The organism is Amycolatopsis sulphurea (assembly GCF_002564045.1).
Taxonomy (GTDB): Bacteria; Actinomycetota; Actinomycetes; order Mycobacteriales; family Pseudonocardiaceae; genus Amycolatopsis; species Amycolatopsis sulphurea.
Genome location: NZ_PDJK01000002.1, coordinates 4,347,523 through 4,370,211 on the forward strand (window position 1 = coordinate 4,347,523; position 22,689 = coordinate 4,370,211).

Genomic DNA, 22,689 nt, shown 5'->3' on the forward strand with positions numbered 1-22,689 from the left:
AGCCCACGATCGGAGTCTGGTGTGTCCCGGACCCCGTTGCTACTGTCGAGTAGCCCCCATACCGTCGGTACGCCGACCGCGATGGAGGCACTCCCGTCGCAGCAACGGAGGTGCCCGGATGAGTGTGGCCGAGCTGGCCGGCAAGGTGACCGAAACGGTGCGCAGCATCGAGGTGCTGCACCGGGCGGGGCTGGTGCCCTTTCCCCGGCTCGACGAGGGGCTGCGTTCGCTCGTCGTGGTCCGCAAGTACGGGCCGTTCGCCGGTGCTTGCCACATCGCCGCCCGCCGCGATCCGGCCGCGGTGGCCGTTGCCGATGACCGCGGGTCGCTCACCTACAAGCAGCTCGACGACCAGTCCAACGCACTCGCCAGGGCCTGGTCGCAGCGCGGACTCGGGCCGGGCACGGTGATCGCCACGCTGTGCCGCGATCATCGTGGGCTGGTGCTCGCAATGGCCGCCTCGGGCAAGCTCGGCGCGCCGTTGCTGCTGATGAACACCGGTTTCGCCAAGCCGCAGCTGGCCGACGTGGCCCAGCGTGAGCAGGTCCACGCGCTCGTCTACGACGAGGAGTTCACCGGCCTGCTCGACGCGGTGCCCGCCACCGACCGTTACCTGGCCTGGGTGGACGAACCGGACAGCCAGGACATCACGAAGCTGGCCGACCTGATCGCCAGCACGGACGACCGCCCGCTCCCGGCGCCGGCCCGGCCGGGCGGGTTCGTGCTGCTCACCAGTGGTACCACTGGTACCCCGAAGGGGGCGCCGCGGCCGCGGACCTCGGCGTTGTCCTCGGCGCAGTTCCTGGACCGGATCCCGTTGCGCGCGGGGGAGTCGACTTACCTGGGCGCGCCGCTGTTCCACGCGACCGGGTTGTCCCAGGCCATCTTGAGTTTCGCGCTGGGCTGCAAGGTCGTGCTGCACCGCAAGTTCGACCCGGAGGCCACGCTGCGGGGTGTGGCCGAGCAGCGGTGCACGGCGCTGGTGCTGGTGCCCACGATGCTGCAGCGGATCGTCGACCTGCCCGCGGAGGTCCGCGCGAAGTACGACACCTCGTGCCTGCGGATCATCTTCGTCGCCGGTTCCGCGCTTTCGCCGGATCTGGGCAACCGGGCGAGCGAGGAGTTCGGCGACGTGGTGCACAACCTGTACGGCTCCACCGAGATCGCGGTGGCCTCGGTCGCCACACCCGAGGACTGGCGGCGCGCGCCCGGCACGGTCGGCCGCCCGCCGGTCGGCTGCCGGGTGATGCTCTACGACGAGCAGGGCGCCCCGATCACCGCGGCGAACGTGACCGGACGCGTGTTCGTGGGCAGCGGGCTGAGCTTCAACGGCTACACCGACGGCCGGAACAAGGAGGTCATCGACGGCCTGCTCTCCAGCGGCGACGTCGGCCACTTCGACGCCGACGGTCTGTTGTTCATTGACGGCCGCGACGACGAGATGATCGTCTCCGGTGGGGAGAACGTGTTCCCGGTGGAAGTGGAGAACCTCCTTGTGGCGCACGAAGAAGTGGTCGAAGCGGCAGTGATCGGCGTGCCCGACGAGGATTTCGGTCAGCGGCTCAAGGCGTTCGTGGTGCGCACCGTAGAGTCCACATTGGACGAGGCGGCGGTTCGCGATTACGTGAAGGCGAACTTGGCCCGGTACAAGGTTCCGCGGGATGTGGAGTTCCTGGACGAGTTGCCGCGCAACGCCACGGGGAAGCTGCTTCGCTCGAAGCTGGCGTGAGCATCAGCGATCTCCGGCCGAGTGGCACGGTCCGCCGGTGTCCTGCGGAATCCGTGGAGGTGGGTGAGCAGCAGGTCGATGTCGCCGGGCCGGGCCACCAGCCCTTCGGCCAGGATCCGGGCCGCCTCGGCTGATGCGGCCGGGATCGCGCCCTGGTCACGGTACGCGGCGAGGATCCGCTCACCGACCGAACCGGCCGGGCCATGGACGACCACCGGGACTCCGCCCACGCGCCGGATTGTCGCCACGAGGTGCTCGGCGCCGGGGTGGGACGGCCGGCAGGCCACCTCCGCCACCTCGCCCCGCTTTCGGGAGAACCGGACCGTCACTGGTTCGCCCGTGCCGGTGGACGCGAACACCAGCGGCACGTCTGTACTGTCCGTGGCTTCCAGAATTAAGTCCACATCGGACAGAGTGGCGGTCGGCACTTCGATGCCTCCGGCCCGGAGCGCGTCGACGACGCCATTGTGGCCTCGGCGTCGAAAGCCCGCCGCAGCTGGATCAAATCGACCTCGCGCCGACGCGACGCGGCATCCCGCACGATCGCCTTCTCCAGGATGACCCGGATGCGGTAGATGTCGATGATCTCTTCCGCCGACCGTGACCGGACGCCGGCGTACGCGCCCTGCTGCAGCAGCAAGCCGTCGTGTTCGAGGCGTGCGATCGCCTCGCGGATCGGCGTGCGGCTCACCCCGTACTCGCGGCCCAGCGACGACTCCGACAGCCGCGTTCCCGGCGGGAACTTGCCGTTGACCACGTCGTCACGCAGCTGGATGTAGAGCGCGAAACCCTTGCCGAGCTTGGCCGGCGACGTCCCGCGCTCGATTCCGTACATCTGGTGATCCTCTCGTCGACCGTTGCATCGACCTGTACACAGGTGCCCGCTCACGAGTCCCAGTCGATGCCGAAGATGCCCGGCCCGAAATCCAGCGCGACCGCGTGGACGCTGTGGCTGCTGTCCAGCCGGAGGCCGCGGCGGGACGAAGTGCCGTCGGACGCCCGGGAATACTGCCAGCAGCGGGACGGGACGGCCTCCGGGGCGAACCGGACCTCCAGCAGGTACTCGCGGACCGAGCGGCGGAACTCGCGATAGTGCGTGGCACGGCACTGCGGATAGGGCGGGCCGGAGTTGGCCAGCGTGTACTCGATGAGGTGCGTTTCGCCGCGGGCCAGCGGGTGCTCGAACAGCAACTCGGCGACCAGGATGCCGTTTTCTTCGTCGACTTCGACGCGGCCGGTCCGGCAGTTGCGCACCGGGTGCAGGGCGGGTACGGGAGCTTCGTCGCCCTGCGCGTACACGAGCAGCCAGCGGTCCTGGCCGTCCGCGGCGGCCTGGAACACCGCGCGCGAGGTCACCTCGCGCTGGCCGCCGTCCGCGGCGATCTCGCAGCGGTCGTGCAGGCCGACGAGCTTGAGCTGATGGAGCTGGTCGAGCGCGTCCGGCGCGCCGACCCGGTCGAGCAGCGGCTGGAGGACTTCGCGGGTGAAGGTCAGCGGTTCCTCGCCGGCCCGGTCCCGGCGGCTCGCGCCGCGCGGACGCGGCGGCGGCAGCAACCCGAGCAACGCACCGGCCGGCACGTCCAGGATCTCTTCCAGCACCTGCACCGCGGCGAGCGAGCCGGCCCGCTCCGGCTGGCGTTTGCCGGACTGCCAGTAGCTGAGCGCCGTGACGCTCACCGCGGTGCCGCGGGCCCGCAGCCGTGCCTGGATCCGGTCGAGGGAGAGGCCGCTGTCGGCGATCGCCGTGCGCAGCGCGCTCGCGAACACGGTCCGGGCACCCTCCACCGGGTCCGGACCCGTTCCGCCCGCCTGCCGCTGCGCCATGGTTCCGCCGACCGCCCCCGCCCGTAACCGACCGTGCCGAACTCGCCATACAGACCGTAGCAGCCGCCGGAGCAGGCACATTCGGGCGGGACTGGGTCGAACGGACTAGTACTGGCAACTGTGAACCATTGCCCGGACCTGCGCGGGCACGCTTCGATGGCGGAGCAGACGTGCCGGGCTGCCCGGCACGGCCGGACGCTTCGGCTCCCGGCGCACGGCCCGCGCCCCGTGCCCGCCGGTGCCGTGCCCGGAACCGGTGGCCCGGCTTGCCCCCAAGACGCCGGGCCACCGGTCATCCGCCGGTGTCCTCGCAGTGTTCCGCGGCTCTTGTTACCACCCAGTAGAATCCGGGCATGGTCCTCGCCGGAGCGCGGTCTGTTCCTGCGAATGTTCGCGTGAAAGGACACTGAATTGGGTGCGATCTACCTGGTCCGGCACGGTCAGGCCTCGTTCGGCGCGGCGGAGTACGACGCGTTGTCCCCGCTCGGTTTTGAACAGTCCACAGTGGTCGGTGCGGACCTGCGCCGCCGCGGCGTGGAGTTCACCCGGGTCTGCTCCGGCACGCTGGCGCGGCAGCGCGACACCGCGGCGACCGCGAGGAAGGCGCTCGGCTGTGACGCGCCGGTGGTCGAGGACGAACGCTGGAACGAGTACGACCACGTGGACATCTCCGCGCACCACGCCGGCGGCGCGCCGCAGGAGGACTCACGGGCGTACCAGGGCGTGCTGGACGCCGCGCTGACGGCGTGGGTGACGGCAGGGGACGGCGGTCCGTGCGCGGAGACCTGGCCTGCCTTCCGCACCCGTTGCAGTGCGGTGCTGGCGGACCTCGTCGCGTCGCTGGGCAAGGGGGAGCACGCGCTGGTGTTCACCTCCGGTGGGGTCATCAGTGCGCTCGCCGGTACCTTGATGGGCGTGCCCGAGGCCGGGCTGCTGAAGCTCAACCGCGTCACCGTGAACACCGGGATCACCAAGCTGACGTCCGGGCGCGGCGGGGTGAACCTGCTGTCGTTCAACGAGCACGCGCATCTCGAAGGGGAGACGGCGCGGCTGCTCAGCTATCGCTAGGAGGCGTCGGAATTGCGGTTCGGTGAGGTCACGCTCGTCCCGGTGAACGGGCACGCGCCGGAGGACGTGGTGGTCGACGCCGAAGGCCGGGTGTACACCGGCGTGGACGACGGGCGGATCCTGCGGATCTCCCCGGACGGACGGCGGATCGACCTGCTCGGCGACACCGGCGGCCGCCCCCTCGGGCTGGAGCTCTACGGCGAAGACGAGCTGCTGATCTGCGATGCTCGCGCGGGCCTGCTGGCCATGCCGCTGGCCGGTGGCCCGGTCCGGACGCTGGCCACGTCCGCGGCCGGGCTGGACCTGGTCTTTTGCAACAACGCCGCGGTCGCCGCGGACGGCACGGTCTATTTCACCGATTCCTCCCGTCGCTTCGGTATCGACCGCTGGCGCGACGACCTGATCGAGCAGACCGCGGGCGGCAGGCTGCTGCGTCGTACCCCGGACGGCGAGATCACCCTGGTGGCCGACGGCATGCAGTTCGCCAACGGCGTCGCACTCCCGCCGGACGAGTCGTACGTGGCGGTCGCCGAAACCGGCGGCTGCCGGATCGCGCGGGTGTGGCTGACGGGCCCCCGGGCGGGGGAGCGCGACCTGCTGATCGACGGACTGCCTGGCCTGCCGGACAACCTCGCCACGGGCAGCGACGGCCTGATCTGGGTCGCCCTGGCCAGCCCGATGGTCCCGGCGCTGGCCGTCGCCCGGCGGCTGCCGTCGCCGCTACGGGCCGCGATCCGCGCCCTGCCGACTGCCCTGCAGCCGAATCCGCACCCGAGGGCCGGCACCATGGCGCTGACTGCTGACGGCCAGGTCGTCCACCACTTCGACGGCGAGATCCCCGGCTTCCGGGTCCTGGTCGGCGTCCGCGAGCACCACGGCCGAGTCTGGTTCGGCTCCCTCGAAAGCCGGGCCATCGCCTACCTCGACCTCTGAGTGCCAAGGCTGTGAAGGGCCCCTTCACGGACTCTGCGGCCAGAGTGTCGGCAAAGTCGGTGTGGAGGGTCCTGCGCAGCTGCGGAGGGCTGTGAAGGGCCCCTTCACGGACTCTGCGACCAGGGTGTCGGCAAAGTCGGTGTGGAGGGTCCTGCGCAGCTGCGGAGGGCTGTGAAGGGCCCCTTCACGGACCCGAAAACCGGTCGGGCAGCCACGGCTCTGTCTGCTGATCACGGGCCCTCAACCGACTTTGCCGGGACCCTGGACTCTGAGTCTGTGAAGGGCCCCTTCACAGACCCGGGACAGGTCTGGCGCACAGCGCGAGGTGGTCGCGCGTCTCGAGCACCTCCGCTTCGCCTGCTGCCGGGCGCACTCGATCGAGATGGCAGGCGCCGTCGATGACGACGCGGCAGCCACGGCTCACTCTGCTGATCACGGGTCCTCGACCCAACTTTGCCGGAACCCTGGACGCTGAGTCTGGGAAGGACCCCCTCACAGCCTGTGTCCCCGAACGTTACCGGCCGGTCCATTGTGGACGGCGTCCGGCGGACCACGCGGCATAGAACTCCCGATGGTCGCGCGCGGTCATCAGGAGCGCCTGGGTGATCGCCTCCAGCTCGATGGCACCCCCGAGGTCGCTGTCGAGTTCCCGGGTGAGCAAGACCTTGGTGGTCGAGTAGGCCAGCGCCGGACCGTCGGCGAGGCGCCGGGCCAGCGCCGTCGTCTCCGCGGCCAGTTCGGCGTCCGGGACGACCCGCGTGGCCAGGCCGATCGCCTCGGCACGGGTGGCGGGCACCTGCTCGCCCAGCATCAGCAGCTCGGTCGCTCGCCCGAGGCCGACCAGGCGCGGCAGCAGGTACGCCGAACCCATGTCCGCGCCGGCCAGTCCGACCTTCGTGAACAGGAACGCGAACTTCGCCGATTCCGCCAGCAGCCGGAAGTCGCTCGCCAGCGCGAGCACCGAACCGGCACCCGCGGCGACGCCGTTGACCGCGGCGATCACCGGGATCGGGGTCTCCCTCAGCGCCTTCACCACCGCGCCGGTCATCCGGGTGAACTCCAGCAGCTGCGCGGTCTCCATCCGCTGCAGTTCGCCGATGATCTCCTCGACGTCGCCGCCGGAGCAGAAGCCCCGGCCCTGCCCGGAGATGACCAGCACCCGCACATCGCCCCGGTGCGGCAGCTCGCCGATCAGGTCCCGGAGGTCCGCGTAGACGTCGAAGGTCAGCGCGTTCAGCTTCTCCGGGCGGGTGAAGGTCAGCGTCCCGACGCCATCGTCCACAGTGAACTCGAAGTGCCGCCACGCGCCGGTGATCGGGGCGCTGGCACGGAACGGGCTCATCTCTGGATGCCTCCACCGTCGAGAACAAGGGTCTGCCCATTGATCGCGGCCGTCTCGCGGGCGGCGAGAAACGCCACTGCGTAAGCGACTTCGCGGGGTTCGAGCAATCGGCCCAGCGGTGCTGCGGCGGCCAGCGCGGCCTCCGCCTCCGTCTCGTTCCGCCCGGTCCGCGCGCGGATCCGGGCCACCGACTCGGCCGTCATGTCCGTCCGCACAAAGGCCGGGCAGACGGCGTTGGCCGTGACCCCGCTGCCCGCCACCTCCGCCGCGACCGCGCGGGTCAGCCCCACCGCAGCGTGCTTCGACGCCGTGTAGCCTGCGGTGTAACGGAAACCGGCATGCCCCGCGGTCGAGGCGACGGTGACGACGCGCCCGTGATCCCGCTGCCGCATGCCCGGCAGCACCTCGCGTGTGCACAGGAAGGCGCCGGTCGCGTTCACCTCGAACTGGTCGTGCCAATCGTGCACGGTGGTCTTCGCCAGCGGCGCGCTCGACGACACCCCGGCATTGTTGACCAGCACGTCGACCAGCCCGAGTTTCGCGAAGTACGCGTGTACCGCGGCCTCGTCGGTCACGTCGCACTCGGCGCGGCCGGGGGCGTACACGGTGTCTCCGGCGCGGCGGAACCACTCCGCGATCGCCGCGCCGATCCCGCGGGTACCACCGGTGACCACGACGACCCGCGTTGTCCCTCCGGAGAAGAAGCTCACACAAGAAATCTACACCGCAGCGGTCTGTGGTGTATAGAGTTGGGCCGTGCCTGAAGGCCAGGAACCCGCGCGCACGCCACAGCAGCTCGTGATGACGCTGCTCGGCAGCTACGTGCATCCGCGGGAGACCCGGCGGGTGTGGTCCGGCGGACTCGTCGCCCTCCTGCAGGAATTGGGCTTTTCCGACGGCGCGGCCCGGATCGCGCTGACCCGGCTGGTGCGCGGCGGGCTGCTCGCCCGGCACCGCGAGGGCCGCCTGGTGCACTACGCCCTGACCCGCCGCACGGTCGCCCTGCTGGCCGACGGCGACCGGCGCATCTTCGGTCTCGGCCGAGGCGAGCGGGAGGCGGGCACCTGGACCGTGCTGTGGCAGAACATCCCCGAGACCCGGCGTCCCGCCCGTGAACAGCTGGTGCGGCGGCTGCGTTTCCTCGGCTTCGGCCCGGTGCAGGACGGCACCTGGCTGGCCCCGCACGACCGGGAGGCCGAGGTGCTCGAACTGCTCGCCGAGCTGGACGTGACCGGCTATGCCGGGTTGATGCTGGGCACCCCGTCCGCGGGGCTGGACGTGCGCCGGTTCGCCGGCCGCGCCTGGGATCTGGACGGGCTCTCCGCCCGTTACGACGCATTCGTCACCGAGTTCGGCGGCTGCCCGCGGGAGCTGCCCGACGCCGAGGCGTTCGTCGTGCGCACCCGGCTGGTGCACGCCTTCCGGGAGTTCCCGTCCCTCGATCCGGAACTGCCCGCCGAGCTGATCCCGGTACCCGGGCGGCGGGCCGCGGCCGTCGAGCTGTTCCACGACCGCTACCGCACGCTGGCCCCGGCGGCCCAGCGGCACTTCGATCGCGCACTCTCCCCGAAGCAGTGAGGACATCATGACCGGTATCGACGACCCGCGGGCCGCGCTCAGCTACACCTCCTACCTGGCGCTCGACGAGGTGCTCGCCGCGCAGCGCCCGCGTTCGGACGAGCACGACGAGCTGCTGTTCATCGTGATCCACCAGGTGTACGAGCTGTGGTTCAAACAGATCCTGCACGAGGCCGCGTTCCTGCAGGAGCACCTGGCCGCGGGCAGCACCGCGCACTCGATGCGCACCCTGCGCCGGATCCTGACGGTGCTCAAGGTGGTGGTCGCGCAGATCGACGTGCTGGAGACGATGACGCCCAGCCAGTTCACCGGTTTCCGCGCCCGGCTGGACGCCTCCAGCGGCTTCCAGTCCGCGCAGTTCCGGGAGCTGGAGGCGGTGCTCGGCCGCCGGGACGAGCGGGTGTTCGCGCACTATCCCGCCGGGGGAGAGCAGCGCGCCCGCATCTCCGCGGCGATGCGGCGGCCCTCGGTCTTCGACTCGTTCCTGACCTACCTGGCCGGGCACGGTTACCCGGTCCGCACCGGCCGCGACGTCACCGCGCCGCTGCAGCCGTCCGCGGAACTGCAGGAAGTGCTCCTGAAGGTGTACCAGGACGACGGCGGCCCCTCGACGGTCGCGGAATGCCTGGTCGATCTGGACGAAGGGATGCAGGAGTGGCGGTACCGGCACGTCAAGATGGTCGAGCGCACGATCGGGGACAAGACCGGGACGGGCGGCTCGTCGGGGGCGAACTACTTGCGCGCGACGTTGTTCCAGCCGATGTTCCCGGACCTGTGGGCCGTGCGGAGCCGGTTGTGACCACTCTCGACTCGCTGCGCGCCGAGCCGAACGCGCTCGCCCCGCACTACTCGCGCTTCGGCGTGGCCGGGCGGCTGCTGCTGTCCGCGCATTCGCACCAGGCCTGGCCGGACGTTGCGGAGGAAGGGCTGCTCGAAGCGTTCGCGGACGCCGCGCGCGACGTGGACGACAAGTGGGAGCGGGCCTTCGCGAAGGCCGGCGAGCTGCGTGCCGGGTTCCGCGATCTGCTGTCCGATGCGGACGGAGAGTACGCGCTCGGCGCGAACACCCACGAGCTGGTGCTGCGGTTCCTGTCCGCGATCGAGCTGCCGAAGCGGCCCCGGCTGGTTACCACGGACGGGGAGTTCCACACCCTGCGCCGCCAGCTGGCCAGGCTGGCCGAGGAGGGCATCGAGGTCGTCCGGGTCCCCGCGGAACCGGTGGCGACGCTGGCCGGGCGGCTCGCCGAGCAGATCGACGGGCGCACCGCCGCGGTGCTGGTCTCGGCGGTGCTGTTCGAGACCGCGCGGATCGTGCCCGGCTTGGTACACCTGGCCGGCGCCTGCCGTGGCCGCTCGGTGGAGCTGCTCGTCGACGCCTACCACGCGCTCGGGGTGGTCCCATTCCCGGTGCACGACGGCGGATTCACCAACACCTGGATACTCGGCGGCGGCTACAAATACCTGCAGCTGGGCGAGGGCAACTGCTTCCTGCGGCTACCCGCGCACGCGCAGGAGCTGCGCCCGGTGATCACCGGCTGGTACGCGGAATTCGGCGCGCTCGCCGGTGAACCGCGGCCCGGCGAGGTCGTCTACGCCACCGGCGGCGACCGTTTCGCCGGGGCCACCTACGACCCGTCGAGCCATTACCGCGGCGTGCGGGTGCAGCGGTTCTTCGCCGAGCACGGGCTGACCCCGGAATTCCTGCGTGAGGTCTCCCAGCATCAGGTCGGGCTGCTCGCCCGGTGCTTCGACGAACTCCGGCTACCCCAGGACGTGATCACCCGCGACCGGGAGTCGCCGCTGGAAGGGATCGGCGGGTTCCTTTCCCTGCGCAGCGCGCGGGCCGCGCAGCTGTGCGGGGCGCTCGCCGAGCGGGGCGTGCGTACCGACAGCCGCGGGCACCACCTGCGATTCGGTCCCGCGCCGTACTTGTCCGACGCACAGCTGGAAGCGGCGATGTCCACGCTTCGAGACGTTCTCCGGGAGTAACCGGGGCCGCGCTGGATTGTCTTCCGCCGGCTGCGCAGCATCCGCACGGTCTGACCGGCCTGGACCGCCTGAACGGTTCGCTCCGCTCCGGACGATTGGTGCGGGGAACTCCCGGCAGCCCCCGGGGTTCCCCGCACTCGCGTCAGCCGCTCTTGCGGCGGAAGGTGCGCTTGTTCGCGGCAGGGCCGTGTGCCTGCCGGTTGCGTGCCCCGCCGTCCTCGTGCGAGGCCCCGGACCGGCTCTGCGCCTGCTTGCGTTCGAGCGCCTCCCGGAACTTGCGCTTGGTGTCGTCCTCCTCGCCGCTGCGCGACGGTTGCGGTTCACTCATGCTGACCTCCGGAGGGTGACGACGTGGGGACCGGTTCAGCCTGCCATCGACCGGGGAGCTTGGCGAGCCGATTTCCGGCGGATACCACGGAACTCCTGCGGGGCAAGGAAATTCAGCCGATCAGCTATTCCGGCGTGCCCGAACCGGACAGCTTCGCCTTCCGCTCCGAGCTATCCGCGGTGCCCTGGCGCGACGATATCCTGCAGGCGGCCGAGGGCGTTGCCGATGTTCGAACGCCGGGGCGACGGATCCGTATTCAGCGGGATCCTGGCCACCACGATCCTGACGGCACCGCCCAGCACCAACGCGCTGAACAGCACGAGCGCGAGCCGTCCGGTCGCTCCGTCGAAGACCAAGCCACCCGAGCGTCCGTAGAGAAAGCCCGAAACGACCGCCCACGCCACGGCCGTGACCCCCAGCGCGGCAGGAAATCTGGTCATGACGCCGCTGGTGAACACCACGAGAGTCAGCGGGACCACGGCGTACCCGGGATGCTCGGTGGCGCCTGCCAGGTCCGCCACTATCGCGACGGCCGCCACGACTGTGCATCCGATCGGGAACCCGAACCCTCCGGGGAGCCGTCCGTCCATGCGCCCAGTGGACCGCGCGCGGGCATGGGCGCCGCGGGCGCGGACGGCATCCGTACACGCCGCGGCGAGTTCTTGACGGCTTCTTAACCGGCCGCGCGCTCGGTCGCACGCACGATCGCGGCCACGAGCTCCGGCCACAGCGGCTCCGGCAGATCGTGGCCCATCCCGGGCAGGATCACCAGCTCCGCGTCCGCAATGGCGGCCGCGGTCGCCTTGCCGCCGGTCACGTCGATCATCTGGTCCGCGTCGCCGTGCACGACCACCGCGGGCAGCCGGACCTCGCGCAGCCCCTCGGTCCGGTCGGCGGCGGTGAGGATCGCCATCAGCTGCCGCATCGTGCCCGCCGGGTGCACCGCCCGGTCGTAGGCACGGGTCGCCTTGTGCCGCAAGTACTCTTCCGACGCCGGATAACCGGGTGAGCCGGTGGTGCGGTAGTTCGCGATGCTCTGCTCGATGGCCGCCTCGCGGGTGCGCGCGGGTGGCTGGGTCAGCGTGGCGAGCGCGGCCGGGGAGGTCTGGCCGACCGCCGGATCGCCGGTGGTGGACATGATCGAGGTGAGGCTCAGCAGCCGGTCCGGGTGGTCCAGGGCCAGCCGCTGCACGATCATCCCGCCCATCGAGGTGCCGACCACGTGCGCCTTGGCGAACCCGAGCGCGTCGAACAGGCCCACCACGTCGTCGGCGAGGTCGGACAGCGAGTACGGCGCCTCCGCCTGGCGGAGGTCGGCCGGATCGGGCGTGCCGAGCTCGTCGAGCCAGGTGGAGAGCCCGCAGTCGCGATTGTCGAACCGGACCACGTGGAAACCGTGCTCGGCCAGCAGCTCGCAGAACTCGGTCTCCCAGGTGACCATCTGCGCGCCGAGGCCCATCACGAGCACGATCGGCGGGTGCGCCGGGTCGCCGAAGGCTTCGTATTCGAGGTCCAGGCCGTTGGCCTTCGCGCGTGGCATACCCCGATCATGCCGCACCGGGCACCGTCGCGGGACCGGTCACCGCTACGGTACTGGCATGGGGTCATCGTCCTCGCCGTCCGGCCCGCGCCCGGCGATCACCGCCGAGCGAATCGTCGACGCTGCGGTCGAGCTGACCGCCGAGCGCGGCTTGGAGAACTGGACACTGCGCGAGCTCGCCGGTGCGCTCGGCGCCTATCCGGCGGTGCTCTACCACCACGTCGGCGACCGGGACGCGCTGATCTGCGCCGTGCTCGACCGGGTGGTCGCCACCCTGCCCATCCCGGACGAGGGACTGCACTGGCAGGAGTGGTTCGCCCAGCTGCTCGCCGACGTGCGCGTGGTGCTGCACCGGTATCCGGGCACAGCCCGCTGGATGGTGCGCTTCAGCCCGTCGGTCACTGCGGCGACGACCCTGGTGGACCGCGGCATACGGTTGCTGCAGGACGCCGGGTTCGGCGAGGAGAGTTCGCTCATCCTGCACATGCTGACCACGACCGCCTGTCAGTTCGTCGCGACGGAGGACGACCGCAACAGCCCCGCCTTCTCGCAGCGCCTGGACAATGCCGCCGAGTACGCCCGCCACCACGACGACCCGGACCATCCCGGCCTGGCCACCCACGCCAAGATGATGAAGGCCCGGCAGGCCGACCCGGAACTCGCCATGCACTATCAGGCGCAGATGTACGAGTACGCGATCCGCCGCTGCCTGGACGGCCTGGCCGTACGGCTGGCGGAACTGAAGGGCTGAACCGGCGCCACGATCGCGCGGCCGCGGTGCGGCCGGATCCTTGCGACGGGTCGCCGGTGGCCGGACCGGGTGGGTGTGCCGTGCTTTCCGGTGACGGGGGACGGCTCGCCCCGTCGAGGTAGGGGCGGCACCCTGTCTTGCGGAGACCCTGTCAGTTGTGTGGCTACGCCGCGATCGCGGGGTCGTGGAGCGAATTCGCGGGACGCGGTCGGCGTCTTGTGATGACTGACCGTTCACCGGTGGCTGCGCGAAGGCTCGCCCTGACGAGGCAGGGCCCAGGTTTCCGGCAAGGTTGGTCGGGGACCCGGCAGCGGGCGCTGCGGAGGTGTGTGCGACCACCTCGTGGCGTGCGCCGGACCGGTTTCGGGTCTGTGAAGGGGCCCTTCACGGACTCAGAGTCTGTGAAGGGCCCCTTCACAGACCTCCACACCGACTTTGCCGACACCCTGAGGCAGGGCCGATGGGCGAGTAACTTGCCGGAGAGCGGGGCCGCCCGCGCGTCTCCGGAGCGGTCGCGGTGCGCATCGCCCAGTGCCGCCATGTCCGGCCGAATCCTTACGCCGAGCGCCGGCTCACCAGCGGCTGGATCGGGTCGGCCCAAGGCGCTTTCCGATGGCAGCAGAGCCTCACTCCTGCCGAAGCACATCCGCCCGGCTGGGCAACGCCCGCCAGACCGGAGCAGCTGCGGCCCGAACCGCCGGGCCGCAGCGCCCGCCGGGCTTTCCCGAACCGCCCCCTGCCTCGGAGGATTGGCGTAGCGTGGACCGTACCGGGGGTTCGCGCCTCCGGCGGGGCCCCCGGCACTCCCTCCCCCTCGTGGTGCCGGGGGCACTCCCTCAGCCTGGGTGCGGGTCCTGAATCGTCGGGAACACTTCCCGCACCAGCGTCACCAGGGATCGGCTCAGCAGGGTATGCACCTGGGCGCGGGAGAGCGAGCCGAGCACCAGCCACTCCCGGCCGGCCGCCTTCACCATCCCCGCGAACGCGCGCACCGCGGCGTTGAGTTCCTCGCCGTGGTTGCTCTCGCGGGACAGCCCCACCATCGCCAGCACGCGGTCGGCCGAGGCGCGATCGCCCTCGACGAGGATCCGGTCCACCTCCGGATCGCGGCCGATGCCCTCCGGCGCGATCGCGGCCAGCCACATCTTCTCCTGCCCGCAGACCATGTCCAGGAGCAAGTCGATGGCCACCTCCACGCGCAGTTCCAGCGGGCCTTCCGGGATACCCTCCAGCGCCAGCCGCGGCACGGTCAGCGCCCGCCGCAGGATTTCCAGGTACAGCTCGCGTTTCGTGCCGAAATAGTGGTTGATCAGCCCGCGCGCCACGCCCGCCTCGTGTGCGATGTCCGAAGTGGACACGTCGGAGTACGGGCGGGCGCCGAACAGGCGGGCGGCGCAGGCGTAGATCTGCTCCTTGCGCTGATCCGGTTCCAATCTCCGCCATTTCGGCGCCGGCTCGATGCTCATCCGGTCATGGTCTCATGATCGGTTCAGGGCTGGGGATTAATCGTGGGAATGTCGGCCGGGCAGACACGTTCGGAGGGCTACCGCCGGGTACGGCTTGACGGCTTCGCCCCGCGCGTCCGGGAAAGGGGACGCGCACCATCGTGGTGGCTGACCAGCGAAGATCATCGGCCTCGTCCGGCCCGGGAACCGGGAAAACCGCGATTACCGGAGCTTTGCCCCGAAGCGTGGCCCGGCACCAGAAAATCGGGCGGACCACAAAAACCGGGCGAGTGTTGCGCGAATCCGGCGAGCATGGTGCGGCATTGTGCGCCGAAACCGGATCGGCGAAGCAGTTCACCGCCGGGTGGAATTCCCAGCGGATTCCGGCCCCGGTTCGGGGCCGTCGTCCCCGGTGGGCAGCAGCAGGGTGAACGTCGGCGGATCGGGGCGGGTCAGCCGCAGACGGCCGCCCTCCGCCTCGGCGAGGCCGCGGGCCAGGCGGAGGCCGATGCCGTGCCCCGGCGCGGGTTCCGGCTGTTCGAACGGGTCATGCTCGCCCAGATCGGGGCCTTCGTCGGAGACGTCCACGGCGAGCACCTCGCCGGCGTCGCGGGCGAGCACGGTGACCGTGCCGCGGCCGTGGGTGATCGAGTTGTCCAGCAGTACCGCCAGAATCTGCCGGACCGCCGCCGCGGAAGCCCGGACCGGCGGCGGATCCCGCAGCTCCACCCGCAGCGCCCGCCCGCCGGGCAGCGGGGTGGACTGCAGCTCGGCCAGCAACGCGCGCAAATCCAGTACCGCGCGCGTGGCGCGGCGTTCCCGGGACAGCGCGAGCAGATCTTCGACCGTGCGTTCCAACCGGTCGACCGACACGAGGCCGGCGCGCACCGCGGCGTACGGGTCCGTGCCCGGCGTTTCGAGCGCGGCTTCCAGCTGCAGCCGAAGCCCGGCCAGTGGTGTGCGCAGCTGGTGCGAAGCCTCCGCGGAGAACGCCCGTTCGCGTGCCAGCGTTTCGCCGATCCGCTCGGCGGTGGCGTCGAGTGCGGCACCGACCCGGTCGATCTCCTCAATCGAGGATTTCGGGGCTCTGGCAGTGAAATCGCCCTCGCCGAGCCGGCTGGCCGCGGCGGCCAGCTCCTCCAGCGGGCGGGTGAGCCGTCCGGCGAGCCGCCGGGCGACCAGCCGGCCCGCCACCACCGCGGCAGCCGCGCAGCCGGCCATCGCGAGCCAGCTCAGACCGACCTCGCGCGTCAGCTCGGACTGCGGGAGCGCGGTCCGCACCACCCCGGTGAGGTGCGGACCGGCGACCACCGGAACGGCGAGCACGTCGTCCGCGCCGATCTGGCCGTCGACCATGTCGCGACGTGTGTTGACGACCTCGCGCACCACCGCGTCGGCCTCCGCCGGACCCTGCCCGGTGACGAGCTTCCCGGCCGCGTCGTACACGCCGACCTGCGCGCCCGCCGGCAGGTCCTCGCCGGGCAGGCGTGGAATGCGGCCGTTGGCCAGCGCATCGGCCACCACGATTGCCGTACGGTCGGCGGCACGCTCCAGCTCGGATGTCGTGTGCGTCCGGTAGTACCACAGCAGCCCGGCCGCGAGCGGCAGTCCGAACAGGGCCGTCGCCAGCACCGCGACCACCACGGTGATCGTCACGATCCGGCGGCGCACGAATCAGGCCTCCTCTAGGCGGTACCCATGCCCACGCAGCGTCGCGATCCGCGGCACCTCGCCGGGCGTGCCGGCCGCCGCGGCGAGCTTGCGGCGCACCGCCGCGATGTGCACGTCCAGCGTCTTGGTCGAACCGTGCCAGTGCGCGTCCCACACCTCGGCCATCAGCGTGTCCCGGCTGACCGCCACCCCCGGCTGCCCGGCGAGCCGCGCGAGCAGGTCGAACTCCCGCGCCCGCAACGGCACCTCCCGGCCGCCGAGGGCGACCCGCCGCCCGGCGACGTCCACCACGAGCGCGCCGATGGTGAGCACCGGTGCGGACGGCGGCGCCGGGGCACCGCGGCGCAGATGCGCACGCACCCGCGCGAGCAGCTCGGTCAGCCGGATGGGTTTCGTCAGGTAGTCGTCCGCGCCGGATTCGAGCCCGACGACCACGTCCATCTCGTCCGCCCGCGCGGTCAGGATGACCAGCACCGCCGACGGCATCGTGGCGCGCAGCCTGCGGCAGACCTCGATGCCGTCGAGGTCGGGCAGGCCCAGATCGAGCAGGACGAGCTCGACCGGCCCCGCCCGCAGCGCCCCGCGCCCGTCCCGGCACCAGTGCACCTCGTGACCGTGCGTGCGCAGCGCGGATTCGAGCACGGTGCCAATGGCTGGGTCGTCTTCCACCACCAGCACCTTGGCCACGCCCGAAGCGTAACCAACCGCAGTCGCCCCTCGGGCATAGTGGCGGACATGCGCGTTCTGTACCCGGAAATCGAGCCCTATGACCACGGGATGCTGCCGGTCGGTGACGGTAACGCGCTGTATTGGGAGGAATGCGGCAATCCCGATGGCAAGCCGGTGGTGTTCCTGCACGGCGGGCCCGGCGGCGGGACCCTCCCACGGCACCGGCGGCTGTTCGATCCGCGGCGCTACCGGATCGTGCTGTTCGACCAACGCGGCTGTGGGCGCAGCACCCCGCACGGCAGCACGCCGGAGGCCGACCTGGCGGTGAACACCACCTGGCACCTGGTGGCCGACCTGGAACGGCTCCGCGAGGCGCGGGGGATCGAGAAGTGGCAGATGCTCGGTGGCTCGTGGGGCTGCGTGCTCGCGCTGGCGTACGCCGAGATGTATCCGGATCGGGTGAGTGAGCTGGTGCTGCGCGGCGTAGCGACGTTGCGGCGCAAGGAGGTGCAGTGGCTCTACGGTGGCGGCGCGGCCTGCCTGTTCCCGGAGGCCTGGTCGCGGTTCCTGGCCCCGGTGCCCTATGCCAGCCGCGGGGCGGACCTGATCGAGGTCTACCACGAGCTGCTGCACCACCCGGACCCCGACGTGCACCGGCCCGCCGCGCAGGCGTGGAGCCGGTGGGAGGGCGAGACGGTGAAGTTCACCCCGCACGCCGGCGTGGTCGAGGCGTTCGCCGAACCGGAGTTCGCGCTGGCCATCGCCCGGATCGAGAACCACTACTTCCGCCACGGCGGCTGGCTCGCCGAGGACCAGCTGCTGCGCGAGGCGGGCAAGCTGGCGGGCATCCCGTGCGTGCTGGTCCAGGGCCGCTACGACGTGGTCACCCCGCCCACCACCGCCTGGGAGCTGGCCCAGGTCCTGCCCAGCGCGGAACTGTACCTGATCGGCGATGCCGGCCACGCCTTCGACGAGCCCGGCATCCTGCACGAACTGATCGGCACCACCGACCGGTTCGCCCGCGCCTGATCGCCGCGCCGTCCCAGGGCTGTGAAGGGTCCCTTCACGGTCTCAGCGTCCGTGAAGGTGGCCTTCACAGCCTTTCGCCCGGGTGTGATTCGTGCCGCGGGAAGGCGTGGCGGAGCACCGAACCAGGGGCGGGTCGGCTACGAATGAGGGTCATGGCACTGCTGCGCACCCGAGACCGCTGGACCCCGCTCGAAGGGGAGTTGCTCGGCTTCGGCCGGATGCAGGCCTACGGCCGGAGGTTCGCCCGCCACGGCCGCGGTGCCTGGTATCACTTCGCGATCGAGTTCGTGTGGCAGCTGCTCACCCTGGGCACCCGGTTCCGCGTGCGCGGCGCCCGGCACCTGCCGTCCTCCGGTGGCGCGGTGGTGGTCTCGAACCACCTGTCGTTCGCCGATTCGGCCACCCTCACCGCGTTCTGTCTCGGAGCCGGCCGGGTTCCGCGCTACTTGGCCAAAGCGAGCCTGTGGCGGGCGCCGGTGATCGGCTCGGTGATGCGCTCGGGACGGCACATCCCGGTGCACCGCGGCGCGGCCACCGCCGCCGACGCCTACCGCGACGCCGTCGCCGCGGTCCGCGGGGGCGAATGCGTCACGATCTTCCCGGAGGCCACCTTCTCCGCCGATCCGGCCGGCTGGCCGATGAAGGGCAAGACCGGCGCCGCCCGGATCGCGCTCGCCACCGGCGCACCGGTGATCCCGGTCGCGAACTGGGGCACGCACGACCTGCTGCCCGCGGGCGCCTGGTTCCCGCGCATGGCGCCACGGCGCACCGTGCAGCTGCTCGCCGGGCCGCCGGTGGACCTGTCCGATCTGACCGGCCGCGAGCCGACCCGCGCCGTGCTGGCCGAGGCGACCACCCGGATCATGGCCGCGGTTACGGCGCTGCTCGGCGAAATCCGCGGTGAGCAGCCGCCTTCGGCGCCCCGGGAAGCCTGACGGCGCGACCGGTCTGTCCGGGTGCCGAACGCCACTGTCGCTTCTCGGCCGCGGCACCGCGCTGATCGGCTTCGCCGGGTAGCTTCGAGGCTATGAGCGCACACTATGACGTGGTGGTCCTCGGTGCCGGGGTCGGTGGGTACGTGGCGGCGATCCGGGCGTCCCAGCTCGGTTTGAGCGCGGCCGTGGTGGAGGAGAAATACTGGGGCGGGGTATGCCTCAACGTCGGGTGCATTCCCTCGAAGGCGCTGCTGCGCAACGCCGAGCTGGCGCACACCGTGCGGGATGAGGCCGCCACCTACGGCATTTCTTCGGACGGGGAGATCCGTTTCGACTACGCGGCCGCCCACGAGCGCAGCCGCAAGGTCGCCGACGGTCGCGTCAAGGGCGTGCATTTCCTGATGAAGAAGAACAAGATCACCGAATACCAGGGTCACGGCACCTTCGTCGACGACCACACGCTCGACGTTGGCGGCGAGCGGATCACCTTCGGCCACTGCGTGATCGCGACCGGTGCCACCGCGCGGCTGCTGCCCGGGACCCGGCGCAGCGCGCGCGTGGTCACCTACGAGCAGCAGATCATGGAGAGCGAGGTGCCGGGAAGCATCGTGATCGCCGGGGCCGGCGCGATCGGTGTCGAATTCGCTTACGTGCTGCGCAATTACGGCGTGGACGTGACCATTGTGGAATTCCTCGACCGGATGGTCCCGCTGGAGGACGCCGAGGTGTCGGCGGAGCTGGCCAAGCGGTACCGCAAACTCGGCATCGAGGTGCTCACCGGCACCCGCGTCGAGGCGATCGACGATGCCGGGCCCAAGGTCGCCGTCACCGTCTCGAAGGACGGCGCCCAGCAGGTGCTGGAGGCCGACCGCGTCCTGCAGGCCATCGGTTTCCAGCCCAACGTCGCAGGCTACGGCCTGGAGAACACCGGCGTCGCCCTCACCGACCGAGGTGCGATCGCAGTCGACGGCCGGGGCCGCACGAACGTCCCGCACATCTTCGCGATCGGCGACGTGACCGCGAAACTGATGCTCGCCCATGCTTCGGAGTCGATGGGCGTCGTGGCCGCCGAGACTATCGCCGGTACGGAGACCATGGAACTGGACTTCGTGATGATCCCGCGGGCCACCTACTGTCAGCCGCAGATCGCCAGCTTCGGCTGGACCGAGCAGCAGGCCCGTGACCAGGGCTACGACGTGCAGGTGGCGAAGTTCCCCTTCACCGCCAACGGAAAGGCCCACGGCCTCGGCGACGCCGCCGGCTTCGTGAAGATCCTCAGCGACGCGAAATACGGCGAACTGCTCGGCGCGCACCTGATCGGCCCGGACGTGACCGAGCTGCTCCCGGAGCTGACCCTGGCCCAGCAATGGGACTTGACCGTGCACGAGGTGGCGCGCAACGTGCACGCGCACCCGACCCTGGGTGAAGCGGTGAAGGAAGCCGTGCACGGGCTGGCCGGGCATATGATCAACTTCTGAGGGGGAGCCTGCTCTGGCCCGCGGGGTTCGCGGGTCAGAGCAGGGGTTCGGGCCGTCCCGTGCTTCGAAGCCGTACTCGAATCCCGGCCACGTTATCGCCTACGGCGATGGCGAGGTGCGGCAGGAGTTCTCGATCTGTTTTCGGGCGAGTTATGCAGGTGGCACACCACGTAAGAGCGTGGAAAGCAAAGAGGCGGCCTGGGTATCGCGAGATCAGCTGGAAAAGCTGACCATCCAGTCCATCAGGCTGCGGCCGGAGAACGCCCTGTCCGCCGACAAGAAGTCCACTTCAGCTGACCACCGGCACCGAATTTCAGTCCACTATGGACCAACCACTCGCACCGGCCCTTCCGATAGTGACCATACGGGCAAGCATCGACCAGCGTCACCCGCACCACCGCCCCGCTCGGAACCGGATACTCCCGCTGTTCCCCCGGTTTCGCGCCGTGCAAAGCCTGCCCCAGCGGTGAGTCCGGCGAGCAGACCTCAAGATCATCGACCGCCCGAGCGCCGAGCAGCACGACCTCGGTCGCGCCGTCGTCGTAGCCGAGGGTGAGGACCATGCCGGGCTCGGCGATGCCGTCGTCGGGCGGGTCCTGGCCGACGACGGCGTGCTGCAGCAGGCCTTCCAGCTCGCGGATCCGCTTCTGCCGGTGCCGGTCGTGCACCAGCTGATCCGGCTCCCCGTTGGGTGTGCGTTCGCGGTGCAGTTCGGCGAGTTCCGCGACGAGACGGGCGTGGGCTTCCGACGTCAGCCAGTGCGGCGAAGGAGTCAACGTCATGGCAATGCCTTTCGGAGACACATGGCCTTTCGGGGACACATGGTCGTCCGTGGGGGCGGGGATGGCCCGGCCCCCACGGACTTGCGGAAGAGCCTCAGCGAGGCTCGGGCTTGTGCACGAGCGCGCCGGCTTCGGCGGCGAAGCCGCTCGCGGCTTTCATCAGGATGTCCCTTTCGATGCGCAGCAAGGTGTTCTCCGCGCGCAAGAAGATCAGTTCGGCCTGTTCGTCGCCGGTCAGCACCGGCCGGTCGGTGGGCCGCGTCATCGCAGGGGGTCGAACGGGCGCAGGGCCGCGGGCTGCCTGCCGGTGGTGATCTGCTCGGCGAGCAGCTGCCCGGTCACGGCGCCGTGCGTCAGGCCCCACATGCCGTGCCCGCCTGCGACGTACAGCCCGTCCGCGTCCGTCGCGCCGATCACCGGCCGCCCGTCCGCGCTGACCGGGCGAGAGCCGACCCAGGTGTCGGTGCGCTGCGACCAGTCCAGGCCCTTCAGCAGCGGCCGTGCCGAAGCGATGATCGCGTCCACTCGCGCCGGGTAGAGCGGGTCGCCGGGCTTGCGGAACTCCATCGTCCCGGCCACGCGCAGCTTGCCCTGGTACGGCGTACACGCCACCCGGATGCCCGGCAGGTACATCGGGCCGGGTACTGGCTCGTCGGTCGGTACCGCGAAGGAGTACCCACGCCCGGAGCGCACCGGCACCTGTACGCCCCACTTGCCGGCCAGCTCGCCCAGCCACGCGCCTGTGGCGAGTACGACGGCGTTGGCGCTGACAGTCCGCCCGCTCGCGGACTGCACGGTGTACGCGTGCCCGTGCTGGCGAAGCGCAGTGACCTCGAAGCGGTGACGGATAGTCCCGCCGCGGCCGACCACCGCACGGGCCAGGGACTCGACGAACCGCCCGGGATCGACGTACCGCTGGCCGTCGATCCGGATACCGGCCTGGATCCGCTCGGTGACCTGTGGGAAGTGCTCGCGCAGCGCCGGGCCGTCGAACCGGGTCCAGCACACCTTCTGCCCGGCGTCGCCGAGCCGGTCCAGCTCCGCGACGAGCGTCCCGGCCTGCGCGGCGTTCTCGAACAGCGCGGTGATCGGCGCGTCGATGGTCGGCGCGTCCACCCCGTGCTCGGTCAGCACGTCGAATGCTTCGAGGCACTTTTCGTTGAACGGCAGGTTGGCGCGCACCGCCCGGGTCCACGACCTCGGGGTGCAGTTGGCCGCGAACCGGGCGAGGAACTGCCACAACCGCGGGTCCGGGCTCGCCGGGACGTGCAGTGGCGCCTGCCGGTCGAACAGGCTGCGCAACCCATAGCGGAGCACGGCGGGTTCGTTGAGCGGGATCGCGAGCCCAGGGGAGAGCCAGCCGGCGTTGCCCCACGACGAGCCCGCCGCGATGCCCGTACGGTCGACCACGGTCACCCGCACGCCGCGTTCCTGCAGGAACCACGCGGTCGACAGGCCGACGATGCCTGCACCGACCACGATCACCGAGCGTGGTCCGCCGTTCATCTGGTCGTGAGCGCCCATCCGTCTTCCTCCGCCAAGCTGTGCTGCCGTACCGGCGTACCGCCGATGCGGTCAGGATGACCCGGATCCGGCGG

General features: G+C 70.9%; 24 protein-coding genes. 10 read left to right on the forward strand and 14 right to left on the reverse strand.

Annotation, left to right across the window (positions count from 1 at the left end):
- Positions 1–118 precede the first annotated feature (118 nt).
- Positions 119–1,729: an acyl-CoA synthetase gene (locus ATK36_RS26025; RefSeq protein ID WP_098513890.1), complete on the forward strand. Its 1,611-nt coding sequence runs from the start codon at positions 119–121 to the stop codon at positions 1,727–1,729.
- Here the strand turns inward: ATK36_RS26025 and ATK36_RS31700 are convergent.
- The 3 genes from ATK36_RS31700 to ATK36_RS26035 are packed head-to-tail and all read right to left on the reverse strand — an operon-like array spanning position 1,621 to position 3,553.
- Positions 1,621–2,157 (reverse strand): hypothetical protein, encoded by a 537-nt coding sequence (locus tag ATK36_RS31700; protein WP_141544545.1) that lies wholly within the window; start codon positions 2,155–2,157, stop codon positions 1,621–1,623. The genes ATK36_RS26025 and ATK36_RS31700 overlap by 109 nt on opposite strands.
- Positions 2,124–2,564, reverse strand: coding sequence for a GntR family transcriptional regulator (locus ATK36_RS26030; RefSeq protein WP_098513891.1), 441 nt, complete (start codon positions 2,562–2,564; stop codon positions 2,124–2,126). The genes ATK36_RS31700 and ATK36_RS26030 overlap by 34 nt, the downstream gene beginning before the upstream one ends.
- Before the next feature lie 50 nt (positions 2,565–2,614).
- Positions 2,615–3,553, reverse strand: a complete 939-nt coding sequence (locus tag ATK36_RS26035; RefSeq protein WP_098513892.1) for a hypothetical protein — start codon at positions 3,551–3,553, stop codon at positions 2,615–2,617.
- A 411-nt stretch (positions 3,554–3,964) separates the two neighbouring features.
- Here ATK36_RS26035 and ATK36_RS26040 point away from each other — a divergent pair, with 411 nt between their 5' ends.
- Both ATK36_RS26040 and ATK36_RS26045 read left to right on the forward strand, forming a co-directional pair.
- Positions 3,965–4,621: a histidine phosphatase family protein gene (locus ATK36_RS26040; RefSeq protein WP_098513893.1), complete on the forward strand. Its 657-nt coding sequence runs from the start codon at positions 3,965–3,967 to the stop codon at positions 4,619–4,621.
- A 12-nt stretch (positions 4,622–4,633) separates the two neighbouring features.
- Positions 4,634–5,554 carry an SMP-30/gluconolactonase/LRE family protein gene (locus ATK36_RS26045; RefSeq protein WP_098513894.1) on the forward strand — a complete coding sequence of 307 codons (921 nt, stop codon included), beginning with the start codon at positions 4,634–4,636 and terminating at the stop codon, positions 5,552–5,554.
- A gap of 514 nt (positions 5,555–6,068) precedes the next feature.
- On the opposite strand, the gene ATK36_RS26050 is transcribed toward ATK36_RS26045, so the two are convergent.
- Complete coding sequence (locus tag ATK36_RS26050) at positions 6,069–6,896, reverse strand: enoyl-CoA hydratase family protein (protein WP_098513895.1); 828 nt, start codon at positions 6,894–6,896, stop codon at positions 6,069–6,071.
- On the reverse strand, positions 6,893–7,606 hold the full coding sequence (locus ATK36_RS26055; RefSeq protein ID WP_098513896.1) for an SDR family NAD(P)-dependent oxidoreductase: 714 nt from the start codon (positions 7,604–7,606) through the stop codon (positions 6,893–6,895). Before ATK36_RS26055 ends, ATK36_RS26050 begins: the two co-directional genes overlap by 4 nt.
- Before the next feature lie 91 nt (positions 7,607–7,697).
- Between ATK36_RS26055 and ATK36_RS26060 the strand changes: the two genes are divergently transcribed.
- Genes ATK36_RS26060 through ATK36_RS26070 form a run of 3 tightly spaced genes read left to right on the forward strand, consistent with a single transcriptional unit; the run spans position 7,698 to position 10,463 of the window.
- Positions 7,698–8,474, forward strand: coding sequence for a PaaX family transcriptional regulator (locus ATK36_RS26060; RefSeq protein ID WP_098513897.1), 777 nt, complete (start codon positions 7,698–7,700; stop codon positions 8,472–8,474).
- A gap of 7 nt (positions 8,475–8,481) precedes the next feature.
- The gene (locus tag ATK36_RS26065) at positions 8,482–9,273 is read left to right on the forward strand and encodes a tryptophan 2,3-dioxygenase (protein WP_098513898.1); all 792 of its coding nucleotides are present in this window, start codon (positions 8,482–8,484) and stop codon (positions 9,271–9,273) included.
- A complete protein-coding gene (locus tag ATK36_RS26070; RefSeq protein ID WP_098513899.1) occupies positions 9,270–10,463 on the forward strand; it encodes a PLP-dependent aminotransferase family protein in 1,194 nt (397 codons plus the stop codon). Before ATK36_RS26065 ends, ATK36_RS26070 begins: the two co-directional genes overlap by 4 nt.
- A gap of 142 nt (positions 10,464–10,605) precedes the next feature.
- Here the strand turns inward: ATK36_RS26070 and ATK36_RS26075 are convergent, their stop codons facing one another.
- The 3 genes from ATK36_RS26075 to ATK36_RS26085 all read right to left on the reverse strand — a co-directional run bounded on the left by ATK36_RS26075 (position 10,606) and on the right by ATK36_RS26085 (position 12,331).
- The gene (locus ATK36_RS26075) at positions 10,606–10,791 is read right to left on the reverse strand and encodes a DUF5302 domain-containing protein (RefSeq protein WP_098513900.1); all 186 of its coding nucleotides are present in this window, start codon (positions 10,789–10,791) and stop codon (positions 10,606–10,608) included.
- A gap of 170 nt (positions 10,792–10,961) precedes the next feature.
- Entirely contained in the window at positions 10,962–11,381 is a 420-nt protein-coding gene (locus tag ATK36_RS26080; protein WP_098513901.1) for a hypothetical protein, read from the reverse strand.
- 83 nt (positions 11,382–11,464) lie between these two features.
- On the reverse strand, positions 11,465–12,331 hold the full coding sequence (locus ATK36_RS26085) for an alpha/beta fold hydrolase (RefSeq protein ID WP_098513902.1): 867 nt from the start codon (positions 12,329–12,331) through the stop codon (positions 11,465–11,467).
- A gap of 58 nt (positions 12,332–12,389) precedes the next feature.
- Here ATK36_RS26085 and ATK36_RS26090 point away from each other — a divergent pair, with 58 nt between their 5' ends.
- A complete protein-coding gene (locus tag ATK36_RS26090; RefSeq protein WP_098513903.1) occupies positions 12,390–13,082 on the forward strand; it encodes a TetR/AcrR family transcriptional regulator in 693 nt (230 codons plus the stop codon).
- An 836-nt stretch (positions 13,083–13,918) separates the two neighbouring features.
- On the opposite strand, the gene ATK36_RS26095 is transcribed toward ATK36_RS26090, so the two are convergent.
- From ATK36_RS26095 to ATK36_RS26105, 3 genes are all read right to left on the reverse strand, one after another.
- Positions 13,919–14,548, reverse strand: coding sequence for a TetR/AcrR family transcriptional regulator (locus ATK36_RS26095; protein WP_098513904.1), 630 nt, complete (start codon positions 14,546–14,548; stop codon positions 13,919–13,921).
- 333 nt (positions 14,549–14,881) lie between these two features.
- Positions 14,882–16,198: a sensor histidine kinase gene (locus ATK36_RS26100; RefSeq protein ID WP_098513905.1), complete on the reverse strand. Its 1,317-nt coding sequence runs from the start codon at positions 16,196–16,198 to the stop codon at positions 14,882–14,884.
- Positions 16,199–16,201: 3 nt separating this feature from the next.
- Positions 16,202–16,885 carry a response regulator transcription factor gene (locus ATK36_RS26105; RefSeq protein WP_098513906.1) on the reverse strand — a complete coding sequence of 228 codons (684 nt, stop codon included), beginning with the start codon at positions 16,883–16,885 and terminating at the stop codon, positions 16,202–16,204.
- A gap of 48 nt (positions 16,886–16,933) precedes the next feature.
- On the opposite strand from ATK36_RS26105, the gene pip reads away from it, so the two are divergent.
- From pip to lpdA, 3 genes are all read left to right on the forward strand, one after another.
- Entirely contained in the window at positions 16,934–17,896 is a 963-nt protein-coding gene (gene pip, locus ATK36_RS26110; protein ID WP_098515183.1) for a prolyl aminopeptidase, read from the forward strand.
- Positions 17,897–18,039: 143 nt separating this feature from the next.
- On the forward strand, positions 18,040–18,831 hold the full coding sequence (locus ATK36_RS26115) for a lysophospholipid acyltransferase family protein (protein ID WP_098513907.1): 792 nt from the start codon (positions 18,040–18,042) through the stop codon (positions 18,829–18,831).
- 92 nt (positions 18,832–18,923) lie between these two features.
- A complete protein-coding gene (gene lpdA, locus ATK36_RS26120; RefSeq protein WP_098513908.1) occupies positions 18,924–20,309 on the forward strand; it encodes a dihydrolipoyl dehydrogenase in 1,386 nt (461 codons plus the stop codon).
- Between the two features lie 242 nt (positions 20,310–20,551).
- Here the strand turns inward: lpdA and ATK36_RS26125 are convergent, their stop codons facing one another.
- From ATK36_RS26125 to ATK36_RS26130, 3 genes are all read right to left on the reverse strand, one after another.
- Positions 20,552–21,091 (reverse strand): GreA/GreB family elongation factor, encoded by a 540-nt coding sequence (locus ATK36_RS26125; protein WP_098513909.1) that lies wholly within the window; start codon positions 21,089–21,091, stop codon positions 20,552–20,554.
- A gap of 94 nt (positions 21,092–21,185) precedes the next feature.
- Positions 21,186–21,356 (reverse strand): hypothetical protein, encoded by a 171-nt coding sequence (locus ATK36_RS32510; protein ID WP_170069908.1) that lies wholly within the window; start codon positions 21,354–21,356, stop codon positions 21,186–21,188.
- Positions 21,353–22,615: an NAD(P)/FAD-dependent oxidoreductase gene (locus ATK36_RS26130; RefSeq protein WP_098513910.1), complete on the reverse strand. Its 1,263-nt coding sequence runs from the start codon at positions 22,613–22,615 to the stop codon at positions 21,353–21,355. The genes ATK36_RS32510 and ATK36_RS26130 overlap by 4 nt, the downstream gene beginning before the upstream one ends.
- Between the last annotated feature and the right edge of the window lie 74 nt (positions 22,616–22,689).